The organism is Burkholderia sp. MBR-1, from assembly GCF_013822785.1.
GTDB classification, from domain to species: domain Bacteria; phylum Pseudomonadota; class Gammaproteobacteria; order Burkholderiales; family Burkholderiaceae; genus Burkholderia; species Burkholderia vietnamiensis.
Genome location: NZ_CP053611.1, coordinates 795,284 through 813,642 on the forward strand (window position 1 = coordinate 795,284; position 18,359 = coordinate 813,642).

Below are 18,359 nucleotides of genomic sequence, written 5' to 3' on the forward strand. Positions count from 1 at the left end.
TTCTCCTCTGGAGACGAGATGACCCTCCCCGCCGTTCCGTTCGCCGAATCGTTCGATCTCGAAGCCGCATTCGACGACGTATCCGAATACTGGTCGCCCAAGGTGGTCGCGCAGGTCAACGATCAGTACGTCAAAGTCGCGAAGGTGCGCGGCCGGCTCGTGTGGCACGACCATGTCGGCGAAGACGAGCTGTTCTTCGTCGTGCGCGGGCACCTGAAGATCGAGTATGAAGGCGGCCGCGTCGTCGATCTGCCCGCCGGCTCGATGCACGTGGTGCCGCGCGGCACGCTGCACAACCCGATCGCCGAAGAAGAATGCTGGATCGTGCTGATCGAGCCCGTGCAGACGAAGCACACCGGCGACGTGCAGTCGCCGTTGACGCGCACCCTCGACGAGCAGCTCGGTCAGCCGCAGCCGCGCTGAATTCGCGCGCGTCGCGGGCAGCGCAAGCCAGCGCGCGACGGGCGGTGCACGCGGTTCGATAGCGCGCGCCCGCAGCGAACGCGCGTCCCGTTACCGCGGACATCATATGTATCCAGCACGCGGGTACGCGCACGCGGCACCGCGAGCTGGTCGCGGCTCGGGCGGCCGGCGCTTCGGGCGCACGCTGCCGCACGCTGCCGCACGCAGTACCTCGCGCAGCACCTCCCGCAGCAAGCCCCGCCAACCGCCCCGCCCGCCTCAGCCGCGCACCGCCGCGATGCCGTCGAGTTCGCGCATCGCATCGTCCGGCAGCGTCAGCGCGCCGGCGGCCAGATTCTCGCGCAGATGAGCGACCGACGACGTGCCCGGAATCAGCAGGATGTTCGGCGCGCGGCGCAGCAGCCACGCGAGCGCGGTCTGCATCGGCGTCGCGCCGAGCCGCGCGGCGACCGCGTCGAGCGTCGACGACTGCAACGGGTTGAAGCCGCCGAGCGGAAAGTACGGGACGTACGCGATGCCGTCGCGTGCGAGCGCGTCGATCAGGCCATCGTCGTCGCGATGCGCGAGGTTGTAGTGGTTCTGCACGCACGCGATGTCGCAGATCCGCCGCCCTTCGGCGATCTGCGCTGCCGTCACGTTGCTCAGCCCGATGTGCCGCACGAGGCCCTGCCGCTGCAGTTCGGCGAGCGCGCTCAGCGGCGCCTCGATCGAGCCTTCGGCCGGCCCGTGCACGTCGAACATGATGCGCAGGTTGACGACGTCGAGCACGTCGAGGCCCAGGTTGCGCAGGTTGTCGTGCACGGCCGCGGCGAGCGCGTCGGCGGAGAAGGCCGGCAGCCACGACCCGTCGTCGCCGCGCATCGCGCCGACCTTGGTCACGATCAGCAGATCGTCGCGATACGGGTGCAGCGCGTCGCGAATCAGCTGGTTCGTCACATGCGGGCCGTAGAAGTCGCTGGTGTCGATGTGGTCGATACCCGCCGCCACGGCTTCGCGCAGCACCGCGAGCGCCGCGTCGCGATCCTTCGGCGGCCCGAACACGCCGGGCCCGGCCAGCTGCATCGCGCCGTAACCGAGACGGTGAACGCGCCGGCCGGCGATGGCGAACGTGCCCGATTGAACGATGGGGGACATGATCGTGCTCCTGTTTTCGAATGACAGAACGCAGGTTACGCCGCCTCGCACTGCGCGATAACCCGTCATAATCTGCACGACCTGTACGAAAGGACGAACAATGCAAGTCGATCTCGGCGATCTGAACGCGTTCGTGGCGGTGGCGCGCGCGAAGGGCTTCCGCGAGGCCGCGCGGCTGGCCGATGCGAGCGCGTCGGGGCTCAGCGAGGCGGTGCGCCGGCTGGAGGCGCAATTGGGGGTTCGGCTGCTGCATCGGACGACGCGCAGCGTGTCGCCGACCGAAGCCGGCGAGCGTCTGCTGGCGCGACTCACGCCCGCGCTGAGCGAGGTGCAGGCCGCGCTCGACGTGGTGAACACGTTCCGCGAGCGGCCGGTCGGCACGCTCAAGCTCAATGTGCCGACCAGCGCGGCGCGGCTCGTGCTGCCGTCGATCATCCCGCGCTTTCTCGACGCGTATCCGGAGATCCGGCTCGACATCGTCGCGGACGAGAGCTTCGTCGATATCCTGGCAGCCGGCTGCGACGCCGGCATACGCTACGACGACCGCCTCGAACAGGACATGATCGCCGTGCCGATCGGCCCGCGCTCGCAGCGCTTCGCGACCGCCGCGGCGCCTGCCTATCTCGCGCGGCGCGGCCGGCCGGCCCATCCGCGCGAGCTGCTCGACCACGCGTGCCTGCGCGGCCGCTTCGCGAGCGGCGCGATGCCGGCGTGGGAGTTCGAGCGCGACGGCGAAGTGGTGCGCGTCGAGCCGTCGGGGCCGCTCGTCGTGCAGATCGGCGGCGCCGTCGATCTCGTCGTCGACGCCGCATGCGCGGGCGTCGGCATCGTCCACCTGTACGAAGACTGGCTCGCGCCGCAGCTCGCGAGCGGCGCGCTCGAGCCGGTGCTCGACGGGTGGTGGCGGCCGTTCTCCGGCCCGTATCTGTACTATCCGGGCCGGCGCTTCGTGCCCGCGCCGCTGCGCGCCTTCGTCGACTTCATCAAGGCCGACGCAGCGTAGCGCATGACGCGGCGCGGGTGTCCCCGCCCGCGCCCGCCTTCCGCCCCACAAGCCCCCCACCTCTACACAAGCCGCACCGCCAGCGCCACCACGAGCGCCGGCAGCATCACACACGCGCCGATCGCCAGAAACTTCCCCGCGCTCACTTGCAGCCCGTCGCGCCGGATCGCCGCGAGCCACAGGATCGTCGCGAGCGAGCCGGTGACGGACAGGTTCGGCCCGAGATCGACGCCGATCAGCAGCGCATCGACCACCGGCTGCGGGCTGTGCGCGACGCCCACGATCGCGCCGGCGACGAGCCCCACCGGCAGGTTGTTGACGAGGTTCGACGCCAGCCCGATGGCGACGCCCGACGCGGCCGCCGCATGCGCCGTACCGCCGGCCGTCAGCGTGCGCAGCAACGCCGCCAGCGCATCTACCGCGCCGGTCCGCTCGAGCGCCTCGACCAGCACGAACAGTCCGGCCACGAGCGGCAGCATGCTCCACGAAATCGCGCGCAGCGTCGGCCCGCAGGCCGCGCGATCGCGCGCCAGCACACAGGCCGCGGTCAGCGCGCCGGCCAGCGCGGTCGGCAACCCGAGCGGCCGGTCGAGCAGCGACACGATCATCAAGGCGGCGGCCGTCGCCGCGATGCCGGCCAGCGCGATGCGCGCGCCCGCGCTCAGCGAGGGCACCGGCAGATCGCGCGCGCAATGGCCGCGCAACGCGTGACGCTGCGTCGCGCGCAGCATCGCGTAGGTACACGCGATCGACGCGACGGACGGCAGCGCGAAGCGTGCGAGCCAGGTGCCGAGCGCGGGCATGTGCGCACCGTACAGCACGAGATTCGCGGGGTTCGAGATCGGCAGCACGAAGCTCGCCGCGTTCGCGACGAACGCGCAGACGTACAGCAGCGGCAGCGGGTCCGTCTTCGCGCGGCGCGCGGCCGCGAACACGGCCGGCGTCAGCACGACGGCGGTCGCGTCGTTCGACAGGAACACGGTCGTGACGGTCCCGACCAGATAGACGAGCGCGAACAGCCGCCGCGGCGAACCGCGCGCGCCGTTCACGACGTGGGCCGCGACCCAGTCGAACAACCCCTCGCGCCGCGCGACTTCGGACAGCAGCATCATCCCGGTCAGGAACAGGTACACGTCACCGCCTTTCGCCACGGCCGCGAGCGCCGCGTCGGCGGGCAACAGGCCGAGAGCGACCAGCAGCACCGCGCCGGCCACGGCCCAGATCGCCTCGGGCCAGCCGAACGGCCGCACGATCACGCCGGCGGTCGCGAGCGCGGCGATCGACCACGCGAACGGAGCGGAATTCATCGGCATATCGGGCGGCTGCAATGGATCGACGCGCGCTTCATCGCGATGCGACCGGCAGGTCGGCCGGCTCACCGCCGTCCGCGCCGCCCGGCGGCTTGCCGCACGCCGCGCGCAGCGAGCGCGCGTAGCCGAGCCACAGCGCGAGCGAACCGGTCGACACCGCGCCCAGCACGACGAACGCGACCGGATAACCGTAATGCTGCGCGAGTACGCCGCCGAGCGCCGGGCTGAGCGCCGCGCCGATGCCCTGCACGGTCGCGACCGCGCCCTGCCCGGCGTTCACGTGGCCCGTGCCGTCGAGCAGGCGCACGACGAGCGCCGGCACGACGACGCTTTGCAGGCCGGCGCCGATCCCGTCGAGGATCTGCACCGGCCACACGCCGGCCTCGCTCATCAGCGCGGCCGCGAGCACGCCGCGCAGCGGCAGCGCCAGATAGGACAGCAGCAGCACGCACCAGTATCCGTGCGCACGAATCAGCCGCGGCGCGCACCACGCCGCCGCGATCATCACGCATTGCGCGATCACGATGGTCTGCGCGGTAAACACACTCGGATCGCTGCGGTGCGCGGCGACGACGCCCATCCCGTACAGCGGCAGCATTGCCGCGTTGCCGAGATGGAACAGCGCGAGCGACGCGCTGAGCAGCACCAGCGGCCGGTTCGCGGCCACCGAGCGCCACGCGCGCGCAGGCGGCGCCGCGCCGCCGCCCGAGCGGCCACGATCCGACGCCGGCTCGCCGCGCGCGCGGCCGGCTGCGTCGTCCGGCATCGCGAGGCCGCGCGCGCACGCATGGTCGATCGCCCGCGCCGGAATCGCGCACGCGCTCACGATCGCGAGCACCGCGAACGCGGCGACGAGCGCGAACACGGCGTCGAATCCCGCGTGCCAGCCGAGCCAGCCGGCGAGTGCGGCGCCGACCACGTTGCCGGCGTGATTCGCCATCTGGTTGCGGCCGAACTGGCGGTCGAAGCCCTGTCTGCGCGCGATGCCGAGCGTCATGCCGGCGATGGCCGGCGCGAGCGCCGCGCCGCACACGGCGGCCACGACCTGCGATGCGGCGACGGCCGCGTAGCCGTCGGCGAAACGCAGCGTCAGCGACGCGAGCGCGGTCGCGGCCGTCGCACAGACGATCAGCAGCCGCTTCGCGCGCAGCGCGTCGACGAGCGCGCCGGCGGCCGGCGTCGCGGCCATCGCCGCGAGCCCGGCGAGCGTCATCACGGAGCCGATCGCGTCGGCACTCCACCCGCGCGACAGCAGGATCACGCCGGCGAACGGGCCGATCCCGGCCTGCACGTCGGCGATGAAGAAGTTGAGCGCCTCGAGCGGGCGCGCCGGTCGCATGGTCGCCACGCGTTCAGTCGGCCGGCGCATCGACGAGCTCGGCGATCTCGACGACGTCGATCGTCGTGCCGTGCGGCGTGACGACCGCGTCGCCCCACACCTGTACGTGCGTGCCGGGACGCAGGTAGTCGGCGAGTTCGGCGGCCGCGTGCGGCGGCATGCGCAGCGCCGCGCCGCTCGTCAGCAGCGCGCCGTTGCACTCGCCGCGCGGGCCATGCAGCGCGAACGCGATCTGGCCGCACACGTCGATCGGCTCGCGTGCGGGATGCGGCCGCGCGTGCGGTTCGGGGCCGGGCCCGGTATCGACCAGCTCGGCGCCGTCGCGAGCGGTCAGCTGCACGGCCGACACCATGTCGGCGCCGCGCGGCTTGACGCCGCGCACGCGGATGCGATCACCGCACGCGACGTGCCGTACCAGCGCGCGGCCGAGATGCGGCGGCACATGAACCTGCAGTTGGCCGTCGAGGATCAGCCCGTCGACTTCGCCATGCGGGTTGAGCAGGAACTGCGTGACGCGGCCGCGCGTTTCGGGCAGGCACGCCGGATCGATCCAGTGCATCGTGGGGTCCTCATCGGGGTGTCGCCGCAGGCGTCGCACCGAGGGCCGCGGCACACGCTGCGGCGGCCGGGCGGCGCGCAGCGTCGAACGCGCGGCGACGGAGGCGTGACGGACCGCGACGACGGGTTGCGGTCCGCCTCTCTTTGCAAACGCCGTGCCAGTGCGCACGGGCCCGCGCGGCCGTGCGGCGATCGCGGCGGTCACGCCCCAGGTGTCGGAAAGACGGACAGCAGCAGCCGGTCGGTGTCGGGAAACCCGACACCCGCTGCGCCGTTCAGTCGTCGCGCTCGATGCCGAGGCTCGCCATCCGCGCGTACAGGGACTGACGGCCGATGCCGAGCTGCCGCGCCGCCTGCGCGCGATTGCCGTTTGCGAGCGCCAATGCGCGCAGGATCGCGGCACGCTCGACCGTCGCGAGCGCATCGGGCAGCGGCAGATCGAACAGGTACGCGGGCAGCGCGTCGTCGGGCGCCGCCGACGCCGGCGCTGATGCCACGCCGAGCGCGAGATCGGCCGCGCCGATCGCGGGCCCGGGCGCGAGCGCAGCCGCGCGCTCCATCACGTTGCGCAGTTCGCGCACGTTGCCGGGCCAGCGGTGCGCGAGCAGCGCGCGCTGCGCATCGTTGGTCAGATGCAGCGCACGCGCGCCGGCCGCGCGCTCGAGAAAATGCGCGGCGAGCGGCAGGATGTCGGCGACCCGCTCGGCGAGCGGCGGCAGATGCAGCGGGATCACGTTCAGCCGGTAGAACAGGTCTTCGCGGAACGTGCCGTTCGCTACCGCGGCCGCGAGGTCGCGGTGCGTCGCGGCCACCACGCGGAGGTCGATCGTCGTCGGACAGTCCGCGCCGAGCGGCGTCACCTGGCGCTCCTGCAGCGCGCGCAGCAGCTTCGCCTGCATCGCGGCCGGCATGTCGCCGATTTCGTCGAGGAACAACGTGCCGCCGTCGGCCTCGACGAGCCGCCCCGCGCGATCCGCATGCGCGCCGGTGAACGCGCCGCGGCGATGGCCGAACAGTTCGCTCTCGAGCAGTTCGGCCGGCACGGCCGCGCAGTTCACCGCGACGAACGGCCCGGCATGCCGCGCCGACGCCGCGTGCAGCACGCGCGCGGCCACTTCCTTGCCGGTGCCGGTTTCGCCGGTGATCAGCACCGTCGCGTCGCTGGTCGCGGCGCGGCCGAGCTGCTTCTGCACGTCGCGCATCGCGGCGCTCGCGCCGAGCAATCGCGGCCGGTCCGACGCGCTCTCGCCCGCGAACCGGGCCGGTTCGGCGTCGCCGGCCGGCAGCGGCGCATGCGCGGACACGATGCGCTCGAGCAGGCGCGCGATGTCGTCCCGCCCGACCGGCTTCGTCAGATGATCGAACGCGCCGAGCCGCATCGCGTCGATCGTGTTGTCGCTGGTCGCATGGGCGGTCAGCATCACGACCGGAATCGCGGCGAGCGCCGGGTCGTCGCGCAATTGCGCGAGCACCGCGAGGCCGTCGAGGTCCGGCAGCCGGAAGTCGAGGAACACGCAATCGACGCGCGCGCCGTCGCGCAGCGTCGCGAGCGCCGCGCGCGCGGATGCGGCCTCGACGACCCGATGACCGAGATCGCCGAGGGTTTCCGCGAGGCCGTCGCGGAACGCGGCGTCGTCGTCGACGATCAGGATGCTTGCCATGGGATCTCGATCACGAAGGAAGCGCCGCGCGGCGTCGTGTCGACCCACGCGCGGCCGCCGTGCGCCGCGGCCACTTCGCGCACGACCGCGAGGCCGAGGCCGGTGCCGTCCGCCCGGCCCGTCACGAACGGCTCGAAGATCCGCTCGCGCTGCGCGTCGGGAACGCCTGGCCCCGTATCGGACACCGTGAAGCGGAGCATCGCGCGCCCGTCGGCCGTCGAGCGCGCGGCCGCGACCGCGACCGCACCGCCGTCGCCCGCGTGGCGCAGCGCGTTGAGCAGCAGGTTGTCGAGCGCACGGCGCATCTGCTCCGCGTCGAACGCCGGGCCGTCGGCGGGCGCCGCGAAGCGCTCGCCCCGCCCGTCGGGCGTGCACGTCACGGCGATGGATTGCCGCTGCGCGAGCTCGCGATGCGCATCGACCACCTGCGGCAGCCACGTATCGAGATCGACGCGCGTCGCGTGCGGGCTCACCGGCTGGGTCAGCGCGAGCAGGCCCGACAGTTGTGCGTCGATGCGGGCGATCTGCGCGAGGATGATGCGCAGCGCCTCCTGCTGCCGGCTCACGTCGCCGGCGAGCGCATTCTCCGCCTTCAGCCGCATCGCGCCCATCGGATTGCGGATTTCGTGCGCGAGCTGTGCAGCCAGCTTGCCGAGCATCGCGAAGCGCTCGGCCTGCACGAGCCGCGCGCCGAGTTCGCCGGCCTGCTGCTGCAGGCGTTCGGCCCGTCGCGTGCGCGCGTTGAACGCGTCGATGATGCGGTCGAGATCGGGCTCGCCCACGCGCGGCAGCTGCGCGTCGCGGCCCTCGGTCGACAGCGCCGCCTCGATGCGCCCGAGCTTGCGGTTCCAGCCGCGCAGCGCGAACGCGAGCCCCGCCGCGATCGCGAGCAGGACCGCGAGCACCGCCGCCAGCGCCGTCGCGAGCAACTCGCCATGCCGGCCGAGCGGCGGATGCGCGCGGGTCAGCATCCACGCGAACAGCCCCGGCATGCCGGGCACCGGGCAGGCGGCCGCGACGACCGCGTCCTGCGCGCCTTCGACCACGCTGGTCGACGCGATGCCGATCGCCGCGCTCGCGCGCAGCGTCCGCACGATCAGCGGCGTTTCGGCCTCCGGGACGTCGCGCTTGATGCCGCTGCCCTGATAGGTCGGAAACGCATACGCGACGAAGCGGCCGTCGGCGCCGGCGCCGCTGCGCGTCCAGAAGCCGCCTTCGACGTCCGGCGTGCGGGCGAGCACGATGTCGAGGACGGCGTGCATCCGCTCGGCGTCCGGTTGCGCGCCGGGCGGCGAGCCCGCGCCCGCGTAGCGCGACGCGACCGCTGTACACGCCGCCGCGGCCTGGGTGCGCGCATCGGCGATCTGCTCGCTCGCGGCGGAACGCGTGACGATCCACACGAGCGCGACGAGCGTCGCGCACAGCACGGCAACGAGTGCCCACAACATCACGAGCTGGTTGGAAAACGACGGGCGCTTCATGGGGTCCGGCGGGGTTCCGGCGAAAAGGCGATCGCGACAGGATAGCGTAAAGCCTGCCGACCACCCAGGCGCGGGCCGGGCCGGGCTGGCGCGTCGGGCCCCCGCCGACGCGCCCGCGCCGTCAGCGCCGGTTCGAGCGCGACACCACGTCGATCCACACGGCCAGCACCAGCACCGCGCCCTTCACGATCATCTGCCAGTACGCGTCGACGTCGAGCATCGACATCCCGTTGTCGAGGCTCGCCATCACGAGCGCGCCGATCAGCGCGCCGTACACGGTGCCCGACCCGCCGCGCATCGACGTGCCGCCGATGAAGCACGCGGCGATCGCGTCGAGCTCGCCCATCGTGCCGGCCGACGGCGAGCCGGCCGCGAGCCGCGCGGTGTTGACGATGCCGGCAAACGCGCACATCAGCCCCATCAGCGCGAAGATCGCGAGCTTCACGCGATCGGTGTCGACGCCGGACAGGCGCGTGGCCTCCAGGTTCGAGCCGACCGCATAGATGCGCCGGCCGAACACCGTCTGCGTCGCGATCCACGAGAACACGCCGAGCAGCGCGAGCAGCAGCAGCACCGGCACCGGAATGCCGCCGTAGCGATCGAGCGTCGCGACGAACGCGAACAGCACGGCGCCGGCGCCGACGACCTTCGCGACGTCCTGCCACGGCGGCACGACCGCGAGCCGGTAGCGCCGGCGCGTGCCGCGCTGCCGCACGACCAGCAGCGCGACGAGCGCGAACAGCAGCACCGCGAGGCCGTCGCCCACCGCGCGCGGCAGATAGCCCTGGCCGAGGAACACGAAGCCGTCGGACACCGGCGCGATCGTCGAGCCGCCCGTCACGCCGAGCAGGATGCCGCGGAACGCGAGCATCCCGCCGAGCCCGACGATGAACGACGGCACGCGCCGGTAGGTCGACCACCAGCCGTTGAACAGCCCGACCAGCACGCCGAGCGCGAGCACCGCCGGCACCGTCGCGGCCACCGGCCAGTGGCGGTTGACGTCGAGGATCGCCGCGACGCCGCCGAGCAGCCCGAGCAGCGAGCCGACCGACAGGTCGATCTCGCCGGCGATGATGACGAACACCATCCCGCACGCGAGCATGCCGGTGATCGACATCTGCCGCAGCAGGTTCGACACGTTGCGCGGCGTGACGAACGCGCCGTCGGTCAGCACCGAGAAGAACGCCCAGATCGCGACGACCGCGAACAGCAGCGCGAGCACCTTGTAGCGCACGAAGATCTGCCGCAGCGGATGGCCGCGCAGGCGGCGCGCGTCGGCGTCCGGCGGCACGGCGGAAGAGGAGGAAAGTTCGGTATTCATGTCGCACTCGCTGCAATGGGTTCGGTCGGACGCCGCGCGGGCTTCAGCGCGGCGCCGAGAATCTGTTCCTGCGTGAGACCGTCGTTCGCGAAATCGCCGCGCAGCTCGCCTTCGCCGATCACCAGCACGCGATCGGCGAGCCCGAGCACTTCCGGCAGCTCCGACGACACGACGATCAGCGCGACGCCGCGCCGCGCGAGCGCGAAGATCAGCCGGTAGATCTCGGCCTTCGCGCCCACGTCGACGCCGCGGGTCGGCTCGTCGAGGATCAGCACCTGCGGGTCGGCGAGCAGCATCCGCGCGAGCACCGCCTTCTGCTGGTTGCCGCCCGACAGGCTCGCGATCGGCAGGAACGGATGCGCGGCGCGCACCGACAGCCGCTGCATCTCGGTGCGGATCGCGTCGAGCTCGGCGGCCGCGTCGATCCGGCCGCGCGTGGCGAACCGGCGCAGCACCGACAGCGTGATGTTGTGGCCGACGCCGAGCTGCGGCACGATCCCGTGACGCTTGCGATCCTCGGGCACCATCGCGATGCCGGCGCGGATCGCATCGGCCGGCGAGCGGATCGCGAGCGGCCGGCCGTTCATTCGCACGGTCGCCGTGCTCGCCCCCGGATACGCGCCGAAGATCGCCTGCATCAGCTCCGTGCGGCCCGCGCCGACCAGCCCGGCCACGCCGAGGATCTCGCCGCGCCGCACGCTGAACGACACGTCGTCGACACGCTTGCGGCGCGGGTTGGCGACGTCGTGACAGGTCACGTTGCGCGCTTCGAGCACGACCTCGCCGATCTCGTGCGGCTCGCGCGGATACAGGTTGCCGATGTCGCGCCCGACCATCATCGAGATGATCCGCTCGGTGCTCAGCGCGCGCATCGGCTCGGTCGCGACGTGGCGGCCGTCGCGGATCACGGTCACGGTGTCGCACACCGCGTCGATCTCGTCGAGCTTGTGCGAGATGTACACGCACGCGACGCCGCGGCGCTTCAGGTCGCGCACGATGTCGAGCAGGATGCGCGTTTCCGCGGCGCTCAGCGACGACGACGGCTCGTCGAGGATCAGCAGCTTCGCGCGCTTGTTGAGCGCCTTCGCGATCTCGATCAGCTGCTGGTGGCCGCCGCCGTAGTTCATCACCGGCTGCGCGACGTTGATCGCGTCGATGCGCAGCTCGCGCAGCAGCGCCTCCGAGCGGCGCACCATCTCCGCGTAGTGCATGCGGCCGCCCGGCAGCGTGATCTCGTTGCCGAGGAAGATGTTCTCCGCGACCGACAGCTCGGGCACGAGCATCAGCTCCTGGTGAATGATCACGATGCCCGCGCGTTCCGTGTCGCGCACGCCGGACGCGACGAGCGGCGCGCCTTCCCAGCGGATCTCGCCGTCCCACGTGCCGTGCGGATACACGCCCGACAGCACCTTCATCAACGTCGACTTGCCGGCGCCGTTCTCGCCGCACAGGCCGACGCATTCGCCGGGGCGCACGGTCAGGTCGATGCCGTCGAGCGCCTTCACGCCGTCGAATGCCTTGACGATGCCGCGCATCGTCAGCAAGGGTTCGGTCATACGTTCATTGCCTCGCAATCGGCACGCGGCCGCGCACAGGGCCGGCCGCGTGCAGCGCGCCGCGCGCGCCGTTACTGGCTCGCCAGCTGCGCCTGGGTGTAGAAGCCGTCCTTCACGACGATGTCGACGTTGCGCTTGGTGAGCAGCGTCGGCTGCAGCAGCACCGTATCGACCTTCTTCCTGCCGTTGTCGTACTGCGCGTTGAACGCGGGCTTCGTGCCCTTCGCGAGATCGACCGCGAGCTTCGCGGCTTCGCTCGCGATCAGCTTCAGCGGCTTGTAGACGGTCATCGTCTGCGTGCCGCCGATCACGCGCTTGACCGCGGCGAGATCCGCGTCCTGCCCGGACACCGGCACCTTGCCGGCCAGATGCTGGGCGGCGAGCGCCTGGATCGCGCCGCCGGCGGTGCCGTCGTTGGACGCGACGATCGCATCGATCTTGTTGTTGTTGGCGGTCAGCGCGTCCTCGACGATGCGCAGCGCGGTCGAGGCGCTCCACTCGGGCACCCATTGCTGGCCGACCACCTTGATGTCGCCGCGATCGATCGCCGGCTTCAGCACCTTGAGCTGCCCTTCGCGCAGCATCTTCGCGTTGTTGTCGGTCGGCGCGCCGCCGAGCAGGAAGTAGTTGCCCTTCGGCTTCGCGTCGAACACGCCCTGCGCCTGCAGTTCGCCGACCTTCTCGTTGTCGAACGAGATGTAGGCGTCGACGTCCGCATCGAGGATCAGCCGGTCGTACGACACGACCTTGATGCCGGCCTTCCTCGCTTCGGCGACGACGTTGCCGAGCGTCTTCGAGTTGAACGGCACGATCACGATCACGTCGACGCCGCGCGAAATCAGGTTCTCGATCTGCGAAATCTGCCGCTCCTCGCTCGCATCGGCCGACTGCACCGACACCTTCGCGCCGAGCTTGGTTGCCGCCGCAACGAAATAGTCGCGGTCGCGCGACCAGCGCTCGACGCGCAGATCGTCGATGCAGAAGCCGATCTCGGGCTTGTCCTTGCTCGCATGCGCGAGCGGTGCGCCCAGTGCGAGGATCGCCAGCGCAGCGGCGCCGGCAAGCGAACTCAATACGGTACGACGCGTCACGGATTGCATGTCTCCACTCCTTGTTATGGAACCACCTTACGAACGCCGGGCGGCCGTCGGAACGGGCGGCCCGCATCGAGTCGTCGCCGGGCGCGTCATGCGCCCGTCGCGAACACCGGTTCGAGCGCGCGGTACAGCGCGCGAAACGTCGGCCGCCGCACGTCGCGATACCACGCGTGCCGCTCGCGATCCGGCTCGCGCACCGCGACCACCGGCGGCTGCGGGCACACGTCGTCGAGCGACGCGGCGGGCTCGCACGCAAGCTGCGCGAGGCGTGCGGCGCCCAGCGCCGGGCCGACTTCGCCGCCCTCGCGCAGCGTCAGCGCGCGGCCGCTCAGGTCGGCGAGCATCTGGGTCCAGTACGCGCTGCGCGAGCCGCCGCCGATCACCGTGATGTGCTCGGGCGCGAGACCTGCCGCATGCAGCGCGTCGATGCCGTCGAGCAGCGCGAAGCCGACGCCTTCGAGCGTCGCATTGGCCAGATCGGCGCGCCGCGTGTCGGGCGTGAGCCCATAGAACACGCCCTTCGCGTTCACGTCGTTGTGCGGCGTGCGTTCGCCGCTCAGATACGGCAGGAACCACGGGCGCGCGTCGCGCGCGTTCGCTTCCGCGTCGGCGAGCAGCGCCGCCACGCCTTCGTAGCCGGTCAGTTGCGCGGTGAAGTCGATGCAGCCGGCCGCGTTCAGCATCACCGACATCAGATGCCACGTGTCGGGCAACGCGTGACAGAAGCTGTGCACGGCCGATTCCGGGTTCGCGCGAAAGCCGTCCGACACCGCGAAGTACACGCCCGACGTGCCGAGCGACAGCAGCGCATCGCCGGGCCGCACGATGCCGACGCCGACCGCGCCGGCCGCGTTGTCGCCGCCGCCCGCCACCACCGGGATCTCGCGCAGGCCGAGCGCGCGGGCCACCGCCGGCAGCAGCGTGCCGGTCACGCGATTGCCTTCGAACACCGTCGGCATCTGGGCGCGCGACAGTCCGCACGCGGCGAGCAGCGTATCGTCGTAGTCGCGCTTCGCGACGTCGAGCCACAGCGTGCCGGCCGCATCCGACGCATCGGTCGCGAACGCGCCCGTCAGCCGGTAGCGCAGATAATCCTTCGGCAGCAGCACGTGGGCGATGCGCGCGAACACGTCCGGCTCGTGACGGCGCACCCACAGCAGCTTGGGCGCGGTGAAGCCCGGCATCGCGATGTTGCCGGCCACCGCGCGCAGCGTCGGTGCGGCGCGTTCGAGCTCCGCGCATTCCGCGTCGGCGCGGCCGTCGTTCCAGAGGATCGCGGGGCGCAGCACGTCGCCGTGCGCGTCGAGCAGCGTCGCGCCGTGCATCTGGCCGGTCAGCCCGAGCGCGACGATGTCGCGCGCGTCGATGCCGGCCGCGCGCGCGTGGGCGACGAGCGCCGCGAGCGCGCCGCATGCGGCGTCCCACCAGTCGCCCGGCGCCTGTTCGGACCAGCGCGGATGCGGCCGGCTCACCGTCAGCGCGTGGCTGGCGGAGGCGCGCACCGCGCCGTCGCGGTCGAGCAGCACCGCCTTCACGCCCGACGTGCCGAGATCGAGTCCGATGTACATGGCGTCAGCGCAGCGCGTAGATCGCCTGGTTCACGATGTTCTCCAGCCGCTCCTGCGCGCCGCTCACGTGCTGCGGGTTCACGCCGCGCGCGAGCGCGTCGTCGGCGAGCGACTGCAGCGTGTAGCCGCCCGACAGGATCTTGCGGCCGAACGCGTCGTCCCACTGCGCGTAGCGCTGCCGGCGCAGCGCGTCGAGCCGGTCGTTCTCGACCAGCACCGCCGCGCGTTCGAGCGCGAGCGCGAGCACGTCGATCGCGCCGACGTGGCCGTAGAACAGGTCTTCCGCCGCGACGCTCTGGCGCCGCACCTTCGCGTCGAAGTTCATCCCGCCGGTCGTGAAGCCGCCGTGCCGCAGGATCTCGTAGAACGCGAGCGTCAGCTCCTCGACGCTGTTCGGGAACTGGTCGGTGTCCCAACCGTTCTGCGGATCGCCGCGGTTCGCGTCGACGCTGCCGAACACGCCGAGCGCGAACGCATTCGCGATCTCGTGATGGAACGAATGGCCGGCGAGCGTCGCATGGTTCGCCTCGATGTTCACGCGGATCTCGTCCTGCAGGCCGTACTGCACGAGGAAGCCGTGCACCGTGGCGACGTCGTAGTCGTACTGGTGCTTGGTCGGCTCCTGCGGCTTCGGCTCGATGAGCAGCGCGCCGTCGAAGCCGATGCGGTGCTTGTGCTCGACCACCATCGACAGGAACCGCGCGAACTGGTCGCGCTCGCGCTTCAGATCGGTATTGAGCAGCGTCTCGTAGCCTTCGCGGCCGCCCCACAGCACGTAGTTCTCGCCGCCGAGCCGGTGCGTCGCGTCGAGCGCGTGGCGCACCTGCGTCGCGGCCCATGCGAACACGTCTGGGTTCGGGTTGGTCGCCGCGCCGGCCGCGAAGCGCGGATGCGAGAACAGGTTCGCCGTGCCCCACAGCAGCCGCACGCCGCTCGCCTGCTGGCGCTCGCCGAGATAGTCGACCATCCGCGCGAAATTCGCAGCGTACTCGCGCAGGTTGTCGCCTTCCGGCGCGACGTCGGTGTCGTGGAACGTGTAGAACGGCGTGCCGAGCTTCGAGAAGAATTCGAACGCGGCGTCGGCCTTCATCTGCGCGCGCTCGAGCGGGTCGCCCGGCTGCTGCCAGGGCCGCACGAAGGTGCCCTGCCCGAACATGTCGTGGCCCGGCCAGACGAACGTGTGCCAGTAGCACACCGCGATGCGCAGATGCTCGGCGAGCGTCTTGCCGAGCACGTGCTTGTCGGGGTCGTAGTGGTGATAGGCGAGCGGGTTGTCCGACTGCGGACCTTCGTAGCGAATCGCGGGAATGTGTTCGAAATACGACATGGCGTCTCCATCCGGGGTCGTGTTGCAGCGCAGCGCGCCGGGGTGGCGCGCGCAGCCGAATTCGATCTGGCTGGATCGTGCCCGCGCGCCTGCCGGCCGGCAATTGCGAAATTGCGCAGCACGCTTAACGTTTCTTGCCAGCCGCGCACGCGCGGCGCGCGTTCCGTCCTACAATCGCCGGACACCAGACGAACGCGCGCCGCCCGCGGCGCGCCCCGGAGACAACGGCGCGGCGCCCCGGCGGCGCCCGCCCCGACACCGACATGACCCGCGCCCCTTCCGCCCAGACACCGCACCGCATCGCGCTGCTGTTCAACGCGAACAAGGTCTACGACCGCGAGATCATCAGCGGCATCGGCCAGTATCTGCACACGACGCGCGTCGTGTGGGACCTGTTCCTCGAAGACGACTTTCGCTGCCGGCTGGCCGGCATCGAGCGCTTCGACGGCGACGGGATCATCGCGGATTTCGACGATCCGGCCGTGGCCGATGCGCTCGCCGGCTCGCCGCTGCCGGTCGTCGCGCTCGGTTCGTCGTACGAGGACCCGGCGCAATACCCGCAGGATGTCCCATATATTGCGACCGACAATCCGAAGCTCGTGTCGCTCGCCTATACGCACCTGATCGGCGCGGGGCTCGCGCACTTCGCGATGTACAGCCTGCCGGCCGCGCAGGAGAACCGCTGGGCGCAGCAGCGCGAACTCGCGTTCGACCGCCTCGCGCGCGCAGACGGCCTCGATGCGCCGATCTACCGCGGCGTGTCGACGAGCGCATCGGGCTGGGATCACGCGATCGAGCAGCTGATCGGCTGGCTGCGCGAGCTGCCGAAGCCGGTCGGCATCATCGCGGTGACCGATGCGCGCGCGCGGCATCTGCTGCAGGCGTGCCTGATCGCCGGCATCGCGGTGCCCGAGCAGGTCGCGATCATCGGCATCGACAACGATCCGCTCACGCGCACGCTGACGCGCATTCCGCTGTCGTCGGTGATCCAGGGCACCGAGGAAATGGGCCGCACCGCGGCGCACCTGCTGCACCGGATGCTGCGCGGCGCGCGGTTTCCCGGGCAGCGCATCCTCGTGCCGCCGGTCGGCATCAACGTGCTCGAATCGACGCGCCATCAGCCGCTCGCGAGCCCGCACGTGATGCGCGCGCGGCACTTCATCCGCCAGTACGCGTGCCAGGGGATCAAGACCGAGCAGGTCGCCGACTATGTCGGCGTGTCACGCTCGCTGCTCGAAGAGCATTTCCGGCGCGAGCTGCAGCGCACCGTGCATCAGGAGATCCTGCGTCACAAGCTCGAGGCCGCGCAGGCGCTGCTCGCGGCGCGCGATGCGCCGAGCGCGGAAGTCGCGATCCGCTGCGGCTTCACGTCGTTGCAATACATGTATGCGGTGTTCCGCCGCGAACTCGGCTGCACGCCGCGCGAATACCAGGAGCGCGCGGCGGCCGCCCACTGAATTCACCGCCACCAGCGAACCACTCATGCGTATCGATACCGACACTTCTCACCCGGCGACCGACGTCGGCCGCATTCCGTCCGAGCCGTGGGGCACGCTGCCCGGCGGCGACCCCGTGCGGCGCTATACGCTGCGCAATGCGCACGGCGTGCGCGTCGTCGTCAGCGATCTCGGCGCGACCGTCGTGTCGTGGCTCGCGCCGGATCGCACCGGGCGCTTCGCCGACATCGTGCTCGCGCACGACACGCCGGCCGAGTATCTCGACGCGGGCGCGTACCTCGGCGCGACGATCGGCCGCTGGGCCAACCGGATCGCCGCCGGGCGCTTCACGCTCGACGGCATCGACTATCCGCTCGACCGCAACGAGAACGGCAACCTGCTGCATGGCGGCGCGAGCGGCTTTCACCGTGCGCGCTGGGACGTGATCGACGACCGCGGCGGGCTGACGCTGCGGCTCGAGTCGCCGGAAGGCGATGCGGGGTTTCCCGGCAACGTGCGCGTGCAGGTCCGTTACACGCTCGACGACGACGGCACGCTGACGATCGACTACACGGGCGTGACCGATGCGCCGACGCCGTTGAACCTGACGAATCACAGCTACTTCAACCTGAGCGGACGCGCGGGCGGCGACGTGCGCGGACATCTGCTGCAGATCGACGCCGATGCGTTCGTCGAAGTGGACGACGCGCTGATCCCGACCGGCACGGCCGACGTGACGGGCAGCGCGTTCGATTTCCGCCAGAGCGCGCCGATCGGCGCGCGCCTCGACTGGCCGCATGCGCAGCTCGCGCGCGGGCGCGGGTTCGATCACTGCTACGTGTTGCGCGAACCGGGGGGCGGCGTGCGAACGGTTGCGTCGATCTACGATCCGGAGAGCGGGCGCGAGCTCGCCGTGTCGACCGACCAACGCGGGCTGCAGCTTTATACGGGCAACTATCTGCAGGGCTTGCGCGTGAGCGGCGGTGTGGTGTGCGCGCCGCATGCGGCGCTGTGCGTCGAGGCCGGGTACTTTCCGGATCAGGTCAATATGGATGGGTTGCGCGAAGAGACGATTCTGCGGCCGGGGCAGGTTTATCGGCAGACGACGCGGTATCGGGTGGGGGTGCGGGGGTAGTGGGCGCGTG

15 protein-coding genes are annotated in these 18,359 nt (G+C 71.4%); 4 read left to right on the top strand and 11 right to left on the bottom strand.

Annotated elements, in window-relative coordinates:
* Window positions 1-18 precede the first annotated feature (18 nt).
* The gene (locus MBR110_RS28000) at window positions 19-423 is read left to right on the top strand and encodes a cupin domain-containing protein (protein ID WP_011880494.1); all 405 of its coding nucleotides are present in this window, start codon (window positions 19-21) and stop codon (window positions 421-423) included.
* Window positions 424-681: 258 nt separating this feature from the next.
* Here the strand turns inward: MBR110_RS28000 and MBR110_RS28005 are convergent, their stop codons facing one another.
* Complete coding sequence (locus tag MBR110_RS28005) at window positions 682-1,557, bottom strand: aldo/keto reductase family oxidoreductase (RefSeq protein ID WP_034193634.1); 876 nt, start codon at window positions 1,555-1,557, stop codon at window positions 682-684.
* A 100-nt stretch (window positions 1,558-1,657) separates the two neighbouring features.
* On the opposite strand from MBR110_RS28005, the gene MBR110_RS28010 reads away from it, so the two are divergent.
* Complete coding sequence (locus MBR110_RS28010) at window positions 1,658-2,560, top strand: LysR family transcriptional regulator (RefSeq protein ID WP_059734294.1); 903 nt, start codon at window positions 1,658-1,660, stop codon at window positions 2,558-2,560.
* A gap of 62 nt (window positions 2,561-2,622) precedes the next feature.
* Here MBR110_RS28010 and MBR110_RS28015 read toward each other — a convergent pair whose 3' ends face one another.
* The 10 genes from MBR110_RS28015 to xylA all read right to left on the bottom strand — a co-directional run bounded on the left by MBR110_RS28015 (window position 2,623) and on the right by xylA (window position 15,778).
* A complete protein-coding gene (locus tag MBR110_RS28015) occupies window positions 2,623-3,867 on the bottom strand; it encodes an arsenic transporter (RefSeq protein WP_059740365.1) in 1,245 nt (414 codons plus the stop codon).
* 37 nt (window positions 3,868-3,904) lie between these two features.
* On the bottom strand, window positions 3,905-5,209 hold the full coding sequence (locus MBR110_RS28020; RefSeq protein WP_181709565.1) for an MFS transporter: 1,305 nt from the start codon (window positions 5,207-5,209) through the stop codon (window positions 3,905-3,907).
* 13 nt (window positions 5,210-5,222) lie between these two features.
* On the bottom strand, window positions 5,223-5,768 hold the full coding sequence (locus MBR110_RS28025; RefSeq protein WP_014726155.1) for a hypothetical protein: 546 nt from the start codon (window positions 5,766-5,768) through the stop codon (window positions 5,223-5,225).
* A 274-nt stretch (window positions 5,769-6,042) separates the two neighbouring features.
* On the bottom strand, window positions 6,043-7,428 hold the full coding sequence (locus tag MBR110_RS28030; protein ID WP_181709566.1) for a sigma-54-dependent transcriptional regulator: 1,386 nt from the start codon (window positions 7,426-7,428) through the stop codon (window positions 6,043-6,045).
* A complete protein-coding gene (locus MBR110_RS28035) occupies window positions 7,413-8,909 on the bottom strand; it encodes a sensor histidine kinase (protein ID WP_059474508.1) in 1,497 nt (498 codons plus the stop codon). Before MBR110_RS28035 ends, MBR110_RS28030 begins: the two co-directional genes overlap by 16 nt.
* Window positions 8,910-9,030: 121 nt before the next feature.
* Window positions 9,031-10,230, bottom strand: a complete 1,200-nt coding sequence (locus tag MBR110_RS28040; RefSeq protein ID WP_011880502.1) for a sugar ABC transporter permease — start codon at window positions 10,228-10,230, stop codon at window positions 9,031-9,033.
* The gene (gene xylG / locus MBR110_RS28045; protein ID WP_059463227.1) at window positions 10,227-11,786 is read right to left on the bottom strand and encodes a D-xylose ABC transporter ATP-binding protein; all 1,560 of its coding nucleotides are present in this window, start codon (window positions 11,784-11,786) and stop codon (window positions 10,227-10,229) included. The genes MBR110_RS28040 and xylG overlap by 4 nt, the downstream gene beginning before the upstream one ends.
* Window positions 11,787-11,857: 71 nt before the next feature.
* Window positions 11,858-12,886, bottom strand: a complete 1,029-nt coding sequence (xylF, locus tag MBR110_RS28050) for a D-xylose ABC transporter substrate-binding protein (RefSeq protein WP_014726158.1) — start codon at window positions 12,884-12,886, stop codon at window positions 11,858-11,860.
* A gap of 86 nt (window positions 12,887-12,972) precedes the next feature.
* Window positions 12,973-14,451, bottom strand: coding sequence for a xylulokinase (gene xylB, locus MBR110_RS28055; protein ID WP_059494713.1), 1,479 nt, complete (start codon window positions 14,449-14,451; stop codon window positions 12,973-12,975).
* A gap of 4 nt (window positions 14,452-14,455) precedes the next feature.
* Window positions 14,456-15,778 (bottom strand): xylose isomerase, encoded by a 1,323-nt coding sequence (xylA, locus tag MBR110_RS28060; RefSeq protein WP_059463226.1) that lies wholly within the window; start codon window positions 15,776-15,778, stop codon window positions 14,456-14,458.
* 263 nt (window positions 15,779-16,041) lie between these two features.
* Here xylA and MBR110_RS28065 point away from each other — a divergent pair, with 263 nt between their 5' ends.
* Both MBR110_RS28065 and MBR110_RS28070 read left to right on the top strand, forming a co-directional pair.
* Complete coding sequence (locus MBR110_RS28065) at window positions 16,042-17,235, top strand: XylR family transcriptional regulator (RefSeq protein WP_011880507.1); 1,194 nt, start codon at window positions 16,042-16,044, stop codon at window positions 17,233-17,235.
* Between the two features lie 25 nt (window positions 17,236-17,260).
* The gene (locus MBR110_RS28070; RefSeq protein WP_046427193.1) at window positions 17,261-18,349 is read left to right on the top strand and encodes an aldose epimerase family protein; all 1,089 of its coding nucleotides are present in this window, start codon (window positions 17,261-17,263) and stop codon (window positions 18,347-18,349) included.
* Window positions 18,350-18,359 lie beyond the last annotated feature (10 nt).